This is a genomic window from Micromonospora sp. DT178, from assembly GCF_049841695.1.
Lineage (GTDB): Bacteria > Actinomycetota > Actinomycetes > Mycobacteriales > Micromonosporaceae > Micromonospora.
In genome coordinates, this window is record NZ_JBNCKV010000004.1 from 401,180 (window position 1) to 413,426 (window position 12,247).

The window sequence follows — 12,247 nt, forward strand, 5'->3', positions numbered from 1 at the left end:
CTCCTTGTGTGTTCGGGTCAGGCGGTGCGCCGGAGGCGCCCGGCGTACCGCGACTCGAGGGCGTGGTTGTGCTCGTCCCCGCCGGGGACGTTGGCGGAGAGGTAGATAGGGGGTACCTCCCCGGCCTGGTGGAACCGTCGTACGACCTCGGCGGTCAGCAGCTGCGCCAGCAGCGCCGCGGTGACCGAGGAGACCGCACAGACCGCGCCGCCGCCCTCGAGCGGCAGCAGTGCGTCGCCGTACGGTGCGCCGTTGTCCAGCACGACGTCGGCGAGGTCGGCGAGGCGCCGGCCGGACGGGTGCCGCGGGGCGACCCGTGCGGTGTGCGCGACCGAGGTGACCGCGATCAGCGGGTGGCCGCGTCCGGTGACCAGCGTCGCCAGCTCGACCACCGAGCCGTTGATGCCGGACTGGGACGCCACCACGAACACGTCCTGCGGCTGCGGGGCCGCCAACTCGTAGAGCTGGTGGGCGACGGCGGGGTCGCGCTCCAGCTTCGGGTCGGCGAGCACGTCACGCGGGGCGTCGCCGTGCAGCACCAGGTCGTGCAGGGAGAGCCGGTTGGTGGGCACCAGCCCGCCGGCCCGGGCGACCAGTTCCGCGGCGAACGCCTCGGAGTGGCCGGCGCCGAACGCCTGGAGCACCCCGCCGGCGCGCAGGCTGGTGGCGATCAGGTCGGCGGCGGCGCCGATCCCGTCGGCGCTGGCGTCGACGAGCCGGTCGAGCACCGGCCGGACGGCGTCGGCGTACCCCTGGGCACTGATCATGCGGTGGCCCCCTTCGCGGCCTTGTGCCCGTCGACGGCCTGGGCGGTACGCCGGAAGGCCGCGTGGGCGCGGTCGTGGGTGCGCTGGGCGACGGCGATGTAGAGCAGGTCGAGCACGACCAGCTGCGGGTGCCGGGCGGAGAGCGCGTCGGGGCGGAAGGTGGTGGCCTGGCTGGCGGTGAGCAGCACGATGTCGGCCAGTTCGGCCAGCGGCGAGCGCGGGAACCCGGTCAGCGCCACGGTGGTCGCGCCCCGGCTGCCCGCCTCGGCGAGCATCTCGATGGTCTCCCGGGTCTGGCCGGTGTGCGAGATGCCGAGTGCCACGTCGCCCTGGCGCAGCAGGGCCGCGCTGGCGAGGCCCTCGTGCACGTCGTTCCAGGCCCAGGCCGCCACCCCGATGCGGTGCAGGCTGAACTGCATCTCCTCGCCGACCAGGGCGCTGCCGCTGGCCCCGAAGATGTTCACCCGGGACGCCCCGGCGATGGCGACGGCGGCCCGTTCCACCTCGGCGAGGTCGAGCAGCGCGGCGGTGTCGTGCATGGCGCGGGTGTCGGCGGCCATGATCTGGTCGAGCACCCGGGAGAGGGGGTCGCTCGGCTGGATCTCGCGGCCGATGTCGACGGTCCAGCCCGCCGAGCGGGCCCGGCCGGTCTCCGCGGCGATGCCGAGTCGCAGGTCGGCGTAGCCCTCGAAGCCCATCGCCCGGCAGAACCGGGTGATCGTCGCCGGGGAGGTGCCGCTGCGCTCGGCCAGTTCCACGATGGTCGCCCGGGCGGCGGCCTCCGGGTCGCTGAGCACGTGCTCGGCGACGCGGCGCAGTGCCCCCGTCAGCTCGCCCGCGCCGGCCCGGACCCGCGCCAGCACGCCGTCGGAGCCGACCCCGAGCGCACCCCGCCGGTCGACCGCGCCGGCGTCGACCACCGCGGTCCCCGCGGAGGCGTCCACCTCGTGATCAACCATGGGGTACCTTTCCGAAAAGAGTGTTAACTGTTAGTGGTAAAAGTTCTTACTGAAAGCCCCTCCGTGTCAAGGCTGTGGGCGAAGTTTTCAAACTGTTACCTGGCGCACAGCCCCGGAACCTGCCCGCCCCTTGCCCGCCGCCGCCGGGCCGACCAGCATGAACGCGGCCGTCGATCGAGGGGTGGGTGCGGATGTCCGACAGCGTCGTGGTCGGTCTCGACGTCGGGGGTACGTCCACGCGGGTGACCGCCCTGGCCCTCGACGGGCGGCGGCTCGGCAGCGGCCGGGCTGGCGGCGGAAACCCCACCAGCCACGGTGCCGAACGGGCGGCGGGCGAACTCCTGGCCGCCCTGCGGGAGGCGCTGACCGACGTCGATCCCGCCCGGGTGCGTGGCGGCACGATCGGGCTGGCCGGGGCGGGCCGGCTGCTCGCCGATCCGGCCGGCCGGGAAGCCTTCGACCGGGCCTGGCACGACGCCGGCCTGCGCTGCCCGTACGCGGTGCACGGCGACGCGCTGGTCGCGTACGCCTCGGGCACCGCCAGCCCCGACGGCACGGTGCTGATCGCCGGCACCGGGGCGATCGCCGCCGGGGTCCGGGAGCTGCGGCTGGACCGGGTCGCCGACGGACACGGCTGGCTGCTCGGCGACGCGGGCTCGGGTTTCTGGCTCGGCCGCGAGGCGGTCCGCCGGCTGCTGGCCGACCTCGACCGGGGGCACACGCCGGGCCGGCTGGCAGCCGGGGTGCTCACCGAACTGCTCGGCTCCGCCGACGTGGCGGCCCGCCCCCGCGACACCGTCGACGCCCTGGTCCAGGCGGTGACCCGGCGGCCGCCCGTGGAACTGGCCCGGCTCGCGCCCCTCGTGGTCGCCGCCGCCGTCGACGGCGAACCGGTCGCCCGCGGGCTGATCGACGAGGCCGCCGCGCACCTGGCGGAGAGCGCGGCGCGGATCCGACCCGCCGGCGACGACTCACCCATCGTCCTCGGCGGCGGCCTGCTGACCGGCGACACCCCGCTCGCCTCGGCCGTACGGGCCCAGGTCGGCCGGCAGTGGCCGGACGCGCCGCTGCACTCGGCGGGCGACGGCGCGGCCGCGGCGGCCTGGCTCGCCGCCCGGGAGCTGCCCGAGGTGACGGATCCGCAGACCCTGCACGCCCTGCTGGTCCCGCCGGTCTGACGCTGCGCGGGGCGGGCGGGCAAGGGGCCGCCCACGGCGCTCGTGCCGCCCTCGCCGTCCGCCCGCGCTCCCGCCGCAGCGGCGAGGGGTGCCGCGCACGGCGCTTTGGAGCTGAATCGTTTACGTCATCGCGGTCGGCACCAGCGCCTCGTGACATCTGCGCCGCGTCGGCTACACCGGTTCAGGTGAGTCGCCCGCGCCACCGGCTGGCAAGGCAGGTCGGACGAGTTGCTCCGCGCCACCCGGCGCCCGACGCCGGTCAGCCGCTCACACCATCAGCTCCACGGCGCGCTCATCGCAGCGGACCACGCGCCACCGCACCACCGTCGAGCGAATCGTCTACGACATCAGCTCGACAGCGCGCAGACCGCAACCGGCCGGACCAGCTCCGCACGCGCCGCGTCGCGCTGCTTAGCTGATCAGAACCGGTCCAGCGCGAATGGGATCACTTGAGCTGGCCGGCGGTCAGGCCGGACTGGACCTGGCGCTGGAAGAGGATGTAGACCAGCAGCACGGGTACCACCGCGATGGTGAGGCCGGCGAAGAGCTGCGCGTAGTCGCCAGCGTAGCCCTGGTTGACCGAGAGCGCGGCGAGCCCCTGGGCGAGCACCCACTTGGACTCGTCGCCCTGCATGAGCACCTGCGGCAGCAGGAACTGGTTCCAGTGTTGGAGAAAGTTGAAGATCGCGACGCTGATCAGTCCCGGACGCGCCATCGGCAGCATCACCTGGAAGAAGAGCCGGAAGTGGCCGCAGCCGTCGACCAGTGCCGCCTCCGCGACGGCGGTGGGCAGGGTGCGGAAGAAGGCGGTCAGGAAGAACACCGTGAACGGCAGCGAGTAGGCCGCGTAGACCAGGATCAGCCCGGTCCAGGTGCCGAACAGGCCGGCGTTGCGCACCACGAAGAACAGCGGCACCAGGGCGAGGAAGACGGGGAACATCAGCCCGCCGACGAACAGGTAGTAGACGACCTGCTTGCCCCGGAACTCGTAGCGGGCGAAGACGTACGCGGCGGTGGCGCCCATCAGCATGGTCAGGGTGACCGAGCCGGCGACCACCACCAGGCTGTTGAGGAAGTACTGGCCGATGTGCGCCCCGCTCCAGGCGCGGGCCCAGTTGTCGAAGCGCAGCGCGCCGGGCAGGCTCCACGGATCGGCCAGGATCTCCGCGTTGCTCTTGAACGAGCTGATGAACATCCAGAGCAACGGCAGTACGGTCAGCGCGCCCCAGAACAGCAGGAAGCCGTGCGACAGCACGTTGGCGACGCCGAGTTCGCGGCGTACCGGGCGGTCGGCGGGGCCGGGAGGCTCGGGCAGCGCCACCGGGGCCGGCTTGTCCAGAGTCGTCACGAGTACTCGATCCTGTCTCGCTTGCTGGCCCGCAGCGCCAGCACCGCCACCGTGAGGGTCAGGAAGAACATCACCACGCCGATCGCCGAGGCGTAGCCGAACTTGGTCTCGCTGCCGAACGCCGTGTCGTACATCCGCACGCCGATGACGTCGGTGGAGAAGTTGGGGCCGCCGTTGGTCATCAGCTGCACCAGGATGAACCCGTCCAGGGCGAAGATGGCCAGGTAGACCCAGGCGACCTGGACGGTGTCCCACAGCAGCGGGATGGTCACCTTCCACAGCGTGGTCAGCCGGGAGGCGCCGTCGAGCATGACGGCCTCGTAGATCTCCTTGGGGATGGCCGACATGGCCGCGCCGAAGAGCACCACGTAGAAGCCGACGTTGCTCCAGATCATCACCGCGAGCACGCACCAGAAGGCGGTCCGGGGATCTCCCAGCCAGGTGGGCGCGCCCAGACCGACGCTGTTCAGCGCGCTGGTGAGCAGGCCCTTGTTCGGGTGGTAGACCTCCTTCCACAGCAGCGCGATGATCACGACGGAGAGCACCTGGGGGAAGAAGTAGACCGTGCGGTAGAACGACGAGCCGCGTACCCCGCTGACCCCCGCCCGCCCCTTGCGGCCGCCCATGTTGAGCATGGCGGCGAAGAAGAGGCCGAGCACGATCGTCAGCACCGGAACCAGCGCCAGCAGGATCGCGTTGTTCTTCAACGCGTTCCAGACGTAGTCGTCGTTCCACAGCGTCTTGAAGTTCGCCAGCCCGACGGAGTTGGCGTCGGCCGAGTAGCCGAGCCAGTCGGTGGTGGAGATCTGGAACGCCTGCAGGTACGGCGACACGACGAAGATGACGTAGAGCAGCACCGGCGGCACCAGGAAGGTGACGATCAGCGGGTACTTGCCATGTCTCACGATGAGGTCCTACCTCTTCAGCGGCGGCCCGATGGGGGCGGGGTGGTCCACCCCGCCCCCATCGGCCGGGGTGTCAGGCGGCCCGCTTGTACTTCTTGATCGAGCTGTCCTGGGCGATCGAGTCCGCGCCCTTCTGGCACTGGTCGAGGAACTCCGCCGGGCCGATCCGCCCGCTGAAGAACTCGCCGCACGCGGCGTCGACCAGGTTGCGCTCCAGCTTGCGGTAGTAGTTGTTGTAGACCCAGTTGAAGCCGTTGCTGCCGGAGGCCTCCAGCGCCTTCACCACCGTGTTCAGCCCGAACGGCAGCTCGACGCCCTCGCTGGCGCCGGCCACCACGGTCAGGCTGGAGACCTTCTTGGTGAAGTCCTGCGCGCCCTTCTTGGAGAGCATGACCCGGAAGAACTCCAGGCCACCGGCGAGGTTCTTGGCCTTCGCCGGGACCATGAACGGCTCGCCGGCGGTGCCCCGGACGGCCTCGAACGGCAGCTTGTCGCCGCTGCCCAGGCTCGGGGTCGGCTGGACGGTCATGTTGAACCCGGCCGGGGTGACGTCCTTCTGCTCGCTCTCCAGCCAGGAACCGCAGGAGATGAAGGCCGCCTTGCCCTGGCACCACGCGGTCTGCGACTGCTTGTGGTCGAGGCCGGGCGAGCCCTCGAGGATGTACTTGTCCTTGACGATCTGGTGCCAGGCGTCGGCCGCGGTCTTCATCGCGTCGGACTTCCAGGCGTTGGGCTCCAGGTTGTCGATCGCCGTGGCGACCGAGGGGCCGCCGAACTTGATCGCGGTGGAGATCAGCGGCCAGCTCATGTAACGCGGGTGCAGGCCCGCGTACGTCCAGGGGGCGATGCCGGCGGCCTTGATCTGCTTGCACAGCGCGATGTGCTCGTCCCAGGTCTTGGCGTACTCCCACTTGCGCTCGCTGAAGAGCTTGGTGGAGTGCCAGATGCCGTAGACGGTGTAGGTGTAGTTCATCACCAGGAACTTGCCGTCGTACGAGCCGACCTCGACGGCGCCCGGCAGCAGGGTGTCCTTGACCGTCTTGCCCGGGATGTCGAGGCTCGGGGCGGCGAGCAGCTCGCCCAGGTCGGCGATGGCGTTCTGCGACACCAGGCCGTTGAAGTCGATCTGGTTGGCGCCGGAGTTGTTGACCACGTCCGGCGGGGTGTTGTCGACGAAGCGCGGCTGGAGGGTCTTGGCGATCTCCTGCGTCGCCGAGTGGTTGATCTTCGCCTTCGGGTACTTCTCGGTGTACATGGCCTCGTGGGCCTTCGCGTACTCCTCGCCGAAGCCGCCGTTGAAGATCACCACCTCGAGGGGCGCGTCCTCCTTGACACCGAGCGGGTTCTGCTCGCTCTTGGTGCCCTTGTAGGTGCCGGCGTCGCCCTTGTCGTCGTCACCGCCGCCCGTGGCGCAGCCGGTCAGCAGGCCGGCGGCGGGGGTGGCCAGGAGGCCGGCGGCGGCGGTGCGCCGCAGGATGTCACGCCTGTTCATGGTCTCTCCTCGGATCGGTCCGGGCGGTCGCCGGATGGGGGTTGGTGACCGCCGCACGAGGCGCAGGGGGAATTTGTCTTCAGTTCGCAATATGTTGCTGAAGAATTTCTACGGCAGGAGGGCGCGGACTTCAACCCCCGGGGACCGAACCGTTATCAGCAGCGGCCAGCCCACGCCTGACGTACCCTCGGGCCATGCGCCGCCTGCGGCAACTCGCCGCGCGCACCCCCGCTGGTCGGCAACGTTACGTCGACCTGCTTCGGGCGCTCGCCATCGGCATGGTCGTTCTCGGCCACTGGGCGGTCGCCGCGATCGGCGAGGACGCCGCCGGCCGGCCGACGGGGCGCTCGGCGTTGCCCGACCTGCCGTGGGCTTACCCGCTCACCTGGATCGCCCAGGTCATGCCGATCTTCTTCCTGGTCGGCGGGTACGCCAACGCCGCCTCGCTGACCGCCCGGCGGGCCGCCGGCGTCGACGCCACCGCGTGGCTGCTGGACCGGGGCGCCCGGCTGCTGCGCCCGACGACCGCGCTGCTGCTGGTGATCGCCGGCGGCGCCACGCTCGCGTCGCTCGTCGGCGTCGGGGCGACGCTGGTGCGTACCGTCGCCTGGTTCGCCACGATCCCGCTCTGGTTCCTCGCCGCCTACCTGATCGTGGTGCCGCTGACCCCGGCGATGCACGCCCTGCACCGGCGCTTCGGCCTGCTCGTGCCGGCGGCGCTGGCCGCGCTGGTCGTCGCCGGCGACGTGGGGCGGGCGCTGGGCCCGGCCGAGCTGGCGCTGCCGAACTACGTCTTCGGCTGGCTGGCCGTGCACCAGCTCGGCATCGCCTGGCGCGACGCCGACGCCGGGCGTCACGACGCCCACCCCGCCGCGCGCCCCGCCTCCGGGCGGGCCGGGACCCCGCTGCGCCCCGGACCCGCGCGGAACGGGGAGCGCGGGCGCCGGCTGCCGCCGTCCCGGCGCGCGGGCGCGGCGGCACTGCTGGGCGGCCTGGCCGCGACGGTGCTGCTGACCACCGTCGGACCGTACCCGGTGAGCATGCTCAACGTGCCGGGCGAGCGCCTGGACAACGCCGCCCCGCCCAGCCTGGCCCTGCTCACCCTGACCGCCGCCCAGTTCGGGCTGATCCTGCTGCTGCGCGACCCGGCGGAGCGCTGGCTGCGCCGCCCCCGCCCCTGGCAGGCGGTGATCGCGGTGAACGCGGTCGTGCTCACCGTCTTCCTCTGGCACCTCACCGCCGCGATCCTGCTGGTCGGCGCGCTGGACGCGGCCGGGTGGCTGCCGACCCCGCCCGTGGGGTCGGCGGCCTGGCTGGCCTGGCGGGTGCCCTGGGTGCTGATGCTGACCGTGGTGCTGGCCGCCCTGGTCGCCGTCTTCGGCCCCGTCGAGGCCCGCACCGGGCGCGCCGGCAGCGCCGAACGCGGCGACAGCGCCGACCGCCACGGGGACGCCCGGCGGGCAGACAGCACCGGGCGCGCCGGGGACGCCGGGCGGGCCGGCGACGGGGCCGCGTCGGGCCGCGCGCCGGCCGGCCGCGGGTGGCGGGCCACCGTGCGCACCACGCTCACCGCGGCCGGTTTCGCCGCCGTGGCGTACGCCCTGGTGGTCAACGCGGAGACGCCCAGGTCGGCGCCCGAGCCGCTGGGCGTGCCGGCGCCGGCGCTGGTGGCGTACCTGGCCGGGGCCGGCATCCTGCGCCTGCTCAGGTCTGGGTGGGGAAGCCGAGGTTGACCCCGCCGTGCCGGGGGTCCAGCCAGCGGCTGGTGACCACCTTGCCCCGGGTGAAGAAGCGCACCCCGTCCTCGCCGTGCGCGTGCAGGTCGCCGAAGAGCGAGGCCTTCCAGCCGCCGAAGGAGTAGTACGCCATCGGCACCGGGATCGGCACGTTGACGCCGACCATGCCGACCTCCACCTCGTGCTGGTAGCGCCGGGCCGCGCCGCCGTCGTTGGTGAAGATCGCCGTGCCGTTGCCGTACGGGTTGGCGTTGACCAGCTCCACCGCCTCCTCGTACGAGCCGACCCGCACGACGCCGAGCACCGGACCGAAGATCTCGTCGGTGTAGATCGACATGTCCGGGGTGACGCGGTCGAACAGCGTCGGGCCCAGCCAGAACCCGTTCGCGTCGCCGTCGGGCTCGACGTCGCGGCCGTCCACCACCGGCACCGCGCCGGCGGCCACCCCCGCCTCGACGTACGACCGCACCCGGGCGGCGTGCGCGGCGGTGACCAGCGGGCCCATGTCGCAGCCGCGCCGGCCGTCGCCGGTGCGCAGCCGACGCATCCGCTCGGCGATCCGGGCGACCAGGGCGTCGGCGACCGGCTCCACCGCGACCAGGGCCGAGATCGCCATGCACCGCTCCCCCGCCGACCCGAAACCGGCGTTGACCGCCGCGTCGGCGGCCAGGTCCAGGTCGGCGTCGGGGAGCACCACCATGTGGTTCTTCGCCCCGCCCAACGCCTGCACCCGCTTGCCGGCGGCGGTGCCGCGCTGGTGGACGTGCCGGGCGACCGGGGTGGAGCCGACGAACGACACGGCCTTCACGCCGGGATGCTCCAGCAGCGCGTCCACGGCCTCGGCGTCGCCGTTGACGACGTTGAGCACCCCGTCGGGCAGGCCCGCCTCGGCGAACCACTCCGCCAGCAGCAGCGCCGCGCTCGGGTCCTTCTCGCTCGGCTTGAGCACCACCGCGTTGCCGCAGGCCACCGCGATCGGGAGGAACCACAGCGGCACCATCGCCGGGAAGTTGAACGGGGAGATCACCGCGACCACGCCGAGCGGCTGCCGCAGGCTGTACGAGTCGACCTCGGTGGAGACGTTCTCGCTGAACCCGCCGCGCAGCGCGGAGGGGATGCCGCAGGCGTACTCGATGATCTCCAGGCCGCGCTGCACCTCGCCGGCGGCGTCGGCGAGCACCTTGCCGTGCTCGGCGGTGATCACCTCGGCGAGCCGGTCCCGCCGCGCGTGCACCAGCTCCCGGAAGGCGAACAGCACGGCCGTCCGCCTGGCCAGCGACGTGTCCCGCCAGAGCCGGGCCGCGCGCCGGGCGGCCTCCACCGCGACCGCGACGTCCGCCGCCGAGGCCAGCTCCACCCGGGCGGTACGCCGACCGGTCGCCGGGTCGAAGACGTCCCCGTGCCGCCCGGACGAGCCGCTGAACGGCTTGCCGTCGACGAAGTGGCCGATGACGTCCACGCCGTGCTCCGCCGCGCTCACGCCGCCGCCTCCGCTCCACCGGACCGGATCGCCTCGACCAGGATGACCCGGCCGGGACCAGTGACCAGCCCGATCGGCTCGTCGTGGTGGAGCGGCATCCGGGACGGGAGCACGGCCCGGTGCCGGGCCAGCAGATCGTCGGTGGTCATCGTCGCACCCTCTCAGCGGCGTTCGCGGTAACCGCACGCTGCCACCAGCCGGCGGCGGGGACAAGAGTCGTAGGGGGCGCGGCACCGGGGTGCCCGTCACCGTCGTCGCCCGGTCCGGTCGTTCGTCGCCGGCCGCCCGTGCGCCGCCCGGGCACCCGCCCGCCGGTACGATCCGGCGGTGCGGACCGGTAAGGAAGCGCCGCGTGGGACGCCGGCGCTGCCGACCGGCGCGGCGGGCGCGAGCGTCGAAGCGCTCGCGGCCGGCGTACGGGCCTGGGTCGGCTCGGCGCCGCTGCGCGACCTCGTCGGGCACTTCGGCGGGAAGTGGCCGGACGGGGACGTGACGGGGGTGCTGGCCGGCCTCGACGACTTCTCCGCCCGACACTGGGACTTCCGGGGTGGCCGGGAGCGCCCGGACGCCCGGGAACCGGCCTTCGACCCGGCCACCGCGCGGCTGGTGCTCGCCACCGCCGCCGCGCTCGGCATGGTGCGTCCGGCGGCGCCGGCCCACTCGCGGTACGCCCACCTGGTCGTGCTCGGCGGGTTGGCGCACGCCTGTCAGCGCCGGGTCGCGTACGCGGCGCACCTGCTGCGCGGCGGCACCCGCATCGGCGGCGAGGTGGCGGTGCTGGGCAGCTTCCGCCCACTGTCCGACGTGGAGTGCCGTGCCCTGGACGCGGCCGGCGTCGGGCCCTGCGACACGGAGGTGGCGGCGCTGGACGCGGCGGTGCGGCGGGAGTTCGCGGTGGCCGCCCCGGCCGAGGAGGACGGCCACGACGCCGACCATCCGCACCGTTCCTGGTCCTCGCGCACGTACCGGCCCGTGGGCGGCCCGCCGGTCCGGGTGCTGGCCGCCCCGTCCGGCGATCCCGCGCGGCGCCGCGCGCACACCGCCGACACCCAGCGGTTCTGGGCCGAGCACGTCCGCCTGCGCGCGGGCGATCCGGTGCTGATGGTGACCGCGCCGATCTACGTGCCGTTCCAGCACTGCGACGCGCTGCGCACCCTCGCCGTGCCGTACGGCTGCGGGATCGAGACCGTCGGCGTCGACCCGGCCCTGCCCGACCTGGCCGGGCTGCCCGAACCGGCGCTCACCCCGGGTCGCTACCTCCAGGAGATCCGCTCGGCCATCCGGTCCGTGCGGGCCCTGCACGCGGCGCTGGGTGACGGCCGGGCGCCGGCGCACGACGGATCGCCGCACGCCGGCCCGGTGGACCGCGGTCAGTTGACGTAGACGGGAGCGTTCCCCTTGCTGGCGTCCTGCACGGGCGAGTACGCCGCGGAGAAGTACGCCGTGCCGAAGCAGAGGCTGGGGCCGGAGAACTTCGTCAGCGTCTGGTTGGTGAAGGTGATCGAGTTGTTGGCGTTGGTCGCCGTGCCGGTCAGGCTGTTGGTGCTGGTCCGGTAGACGCAGGTGATCGCGCCGAGCAGCGAGTTCAGCACGACGGTGCTCTGGATCGGCGCCGTCGCCGTGCCGCTGATCCGGACCACGCCCGCGCTGGTGACCGAGGTGGCGTACGGCAGGTTCTGCACGCTCACGCTCTGCACGCCGGTGGTGCCGATCACGTTGGTGGTGCAGTTGGTGAAGGACTGCGCGGTCAGGCTCTCGGTGGCGGTGCCCGGGGCCGCCGGGTTGCTCAGCACCTTGGCGCTGAAGCTGGACGCGGCGCACTTCACGCCGGTGGTGCCCGTGGCGGAGGAGTAGAAGGTGGCGTTGGTGCCGGTCCTGAGGCTGGCCCGGATCACGTCGTTGACGGCGACGGCGGTGCCGCCCGGCGCGGGGTAGGTCAGCACGTTGTTGGCGAGCGGTGCCGGGGTGGCGGAGCGCGGAGCGGCGGCGGAGCCCGGGGCGGCGGCGAGGCCGGTCAGCAGCGCGAGGGTGGTGAGGCCCACGCCGATTCGTCCGTACCTGAGCATGGTGGGTCCTTTCCGGGGCGGGGGAGATCGACAGGCGCGGGCGGGGGTGCCCGCCTGGCGACCGGGGCCGTCGCGTCATGGACGGCGGTGGGGTGCCGGGCGGCCGTCGGGGCCGGACGGCGGCGGGGGTGCCGGGCGGCCGTCGGGGCCGGACGGCGGTGGCGGTGGTGGTGCGGCGACGTCAGCGGGCAGGCCGGCGTGGGGCGCCGCGGCGTAGCGGCGTCACCTGCGTCTTTCCGACCTTGGGAGGGCGCTCCAGTTCCGCGATAATGGCAGCCATCGAGCCCTCCTTCGATGAGTCGACGGGTGACCATCC

General features: G+C 73.3%; 11 protein-coding genes. 3 read left to right on the top strand and 8 right to left on the bottom strand.

The window, feature by feature from the left end:
* Window positions 1-17: 17 nt before the first annotated feature.
* Both ACLQ22_RS10455 and ACLQ22_RS10460 read right to left on the bottom strand, forming a co-directional pair.
* Complete coding sequence (locus tag ACLQ22_RS10455) at window positions 18-767, bottom strand: sugar isomerase domain-containing protein (protein WP_121400779.1); 750 nt, start codon at window positions 765-767, stop codon at window positions 18-20.
* Complete coding sequence (locus tag ACLQ22_RS10460) at window positions 764-1,726, bottom strand: MurR/RpiR family transcriptional regulator (protein WP_121400778.1); 963 nt, start codon at window positions 1,724-1,726, stop codon at window positions 764-766. Before ACLQ22_RS10460 ends, ACLQ22_RS10455 begins: the two co-directional genes overlap by 4 nt.
* A gap of 191 nt (window positions 1,727-1,917) precedes the next feature.
* On the opposite strand from ACLQ22_RS10460, the gene ACLQ22_RS10465 reads away from it, so the two are divergent.
* A complete protein-coding gene (locus ACLQ22_RS10465) occupies window positions 1,918-2,904 on the top strand; it encodes an N-acetylglucosamine kinase (RefSeq protein ID WP_425692091.1) in 987 nt (328 codons plus the stop codon).
* Window positions 2,905-3,349: 445 nt separating this feature from the next.
* Here the strand turns inward: ACLQ22_RS10465 and ACLQ22_RS10470 are convergent, their stop codons facing one another.
* From ACLQ22_RS10470 to ngcE, 3 genes are all read right to left on the bottom strand, one after another.
* Window positions 3,350-4,252 (bottom strand): carbohydrate ABC transporter permease, encoded by a 903-nt coding sequence (locus tag ACLQ22_RS10470; protein ID WP_425692092.1) that lies wholly within the window; start codon window positions 4,250-4,252, stop codon window positions 3,350-3,352.
* Window positions 4,249-5,157 carry a carbohydrate ABC transporter permease gene (locus ACLQ22_RS10475; RefSeq protein ID WP_101411517.1) on the bottom strand — a complete coding sequence of 303 codons (909 nt, stop codon included), beginning with the start codon at window positions 5,155-5,157 and terminating at the stop codon, window positions 4,249-4,251. The genes ACLQ22_RS10470 and ACLQ22_RS10475 overlap by 4 nt, the downstream gene beginning before the upstream one ends.
* Window positions 5,158-5,230: 73 nt before the next feature.
* Window positions 5,231-6,649: an N-acetylglucosamine/diacetylchitobiose ABC transporter substrate-binding protein gene (gene ngcE / locus ACLQ22_RS10480; protein WP_425692093.1), complete on the bottom strand. Its 1,419-nt coding sequence runs from the start codon at window positions 6,647-6,649 to the stop codon at window positions 5,231-5,233.
* Window positions 6,650-6,843: 194 nt separating this feature from the next.
* Between ngcE and ACLQ22_RS10485 the strand changes: the two genes are divergently transcribed.
* Entirely contained in the window at window positions 6,844-8,382 is a 1,539-nt protein-coding gene (locus tag ACLQ22_RS10485) for an acyltransferase family protein (RefSeq protein ID WP_425692094.1), read from the top strand.
* Here the strand turns inward: ACLQ22_RS10485 and ACLQ22_RS10490 are convergent.
* Together ACLQ22_RS10490 and ACLQ22_RS10495 are read right to left on the bottom strand one after the other, a co-directional pair.
* A complete protein-coding gene (locus ACLQ22_RS10490; RefSeq protein WP_425692155.1) occupies window positions 8,354-9,844 on the bottom strand; it encodes a CoA-acylating methylmalonate-semialdehyde dehydrogenase in 1,491 nt (496 codons plus the stop codon). The two genes, ACLQ22_RS10485 and ACLQ22_RS10490, sit on opposite strands and share 29 nt — an antisense overlap.
* A 17-nt stretch (window positions 9,845-9,861) precedes the next feature.
* Window positions 9,862-10,014, bottom strand: coding sequence for a hypothetical protein (locus ACLQ22_RS10495; RefSeq protein ID WP_425692159.1), 153 nt, complete (start codon window positions 10,012-10,014; stop codon window positions 9,862-9,864).
* A gap of 178 nt (window positions 10,015-10,192) precedes the next feature.
* On the opposite strand from ACLQ22_RS10495, the gene ACLQ22_RS10500 reads away from it, so the two are divergent.
* A complete protein-coding gene (locus tag ACLQ22_RS10500; RefSeq protein ID WP_425692095.1) occupies window positions 10,193-11,248 on the top strand; it encodes a hypothetical protein in 1,056 nt (351 codons plus the stop codon).
* Here ACLQ22_RS10500 and ACLQ22_RS10505 read toward each other — a convergent pair.
* Window positions 11,236-11,931 (bottom strand): Tat pathway signal sequence domain protein, encoded by a 696-nt coding sequence (locus ACLQ22_RS10505; protein WP_425692096.1) that lies wholly within the window; start codon window positions 11,929-11,931, stop codon window positions 11,236-11,238. The genes ACLQ22_RS10500 and ACLQ22_RS10505 overlap by 13 nt on opposite strands.
* Between the last annotated feature and the right edge of the window lie 316 nt (window positions 11,932-12,247).

Excerpts from the sequence above, each read along its gene's own strand:
- ACLQ22_RS10455 (WP_121400779.1), bottom strand. The coding sequence starts at position 767 with ATGATCAGTGCCCAGGGGTACGCCGACGCCGTCCGGCCGGTGCTCGAC.
- ACLQ22_RS10460 (WP_121400778.1), bottom strand. The coding sequence starts at position 1,726 with ATGGTTGATCACGAGGTGGACGCCTCCGCGGGGACCGCGGTGGTCGAC.
- ACLQ22_RS10465 (WP_425692091.1), top strand. The coding sequence starts at position 1,918 with ATGTCCGACAGCGTCGTGGTCGGTCTCGACGTCGGGGGTACGTCCACG.
- ngcE (WP_425692093.1), bottom strand. The coding sequence starts at position 6,649 with ATGAACAGGCGTGACATCCTGCGGCGCACCGCCGCCGCCGGCCTCCTG.
- ACLQ22_RS10485 (WP_425692094.1), top strand. The coding sequence starts at position 6,844 with ATGCGCCGCCTGCGGCAACTCGCCGCGCGCACCCCCGCTGGTCGGCAA.
- ACLQ22_RS10495 (WP_425692159.1), bottom strand. The coding sequence starts at position 10,014 with ATGACCACCGACGATCTGCTGGCCCGGCACCGGGCCGTGCTCCCGTCC.
- ACLQ22_RS10505 (WP_425692096.1), bottom strand. The coding sequence starts at position 11,931 with ATGCTCAGGTACGGACGAATCGGCGTGGGCCTCACCACCCTCGCGCTG.